At 66.1% G+C, this 704-nt stretch carries 1 protein-coding gene; it reads left to right on the top strand.

Going from position 1 to position 704, the window contains the following annotated elements:
* Positions 1-704, top strand: a 704-nt coding sequence (locus tag SOQ14_RS14175) for a sigma-54-dependent transcriptional regulator (RefSeq protein ID WP_322898777.1), incomplete at both ends; no start/stop codon positions are given.

Raw genomic sequence — 704 nt, 5'->3', positions numbered from 1 at the left:
CGCCCGAGCGGCTGATGGATGCGCTGCGCGCGGTCACCACGCGCGAGACGCAGCGCCGCGAACTCGCGCCGCTTGCCGAAAAAATGTCCGCCAGCCTCGATTTCGATGCCATGATCGGCACCGCCCCCGGCTTTCGCGCCGCGCTGGCCCAGGCGGCAAAGACCGCGCGCGGCCACGGCCATGTCGCAATCGACGGGGCGAGCGGGACGGGCAAGGAAATGCTGGTGCGCGCGATGCATTCGGCCAGCCCGCGTGCGCGCGAGCCGTTTCGTATCGTCGATCTCGCCACGATCCCGCCGACCTCGGTGGAATCAGTGCTGTTCGGACACGAGCCGGGTGCCTTTCCGGGCGCCTTTGATCGCCAGATCGGGGCGTTCCAGCATTGCGACACCGGCACGCTGGTGCTCGATGATGTCGATCGCCTGACACCGCAGACCCAGCAATCCCTGCTCGAAGCCCTGAGCAGCGGCATTATCCGCCCGGTGGGTGCGACCTATGGCTTCCGGGTCGATGTCCGACTGCTTGTCACCAGCAATGTCGCACTCGGCGATTTGGTGGTGAGCGGCCAGTTTGATCCTGCCCTCGCCGAAAAGCTTGCGGCGAACACCTTGGTGACCGATCGCTTTCTGCTGACAACCGGGTTCAACCTCCATTTCACCAAGCCGGTGCGTACCGGCACGGTGGTGGCCGAAGGGCGCTGGATC

Source organism: Erythrobacter epiphyticus (genome assembly GCF_034653295.1).
GTDB lineage: Bacteria > Pseudomonadota > Alphaproteobacteria > Sphingomonadales > Sphingomonadaceae > Erythrobacter.
Note: the sequence above shows the minus strand (reverse complement) of the source record. Positions and strands in the feature narration are given on the sequence as shown.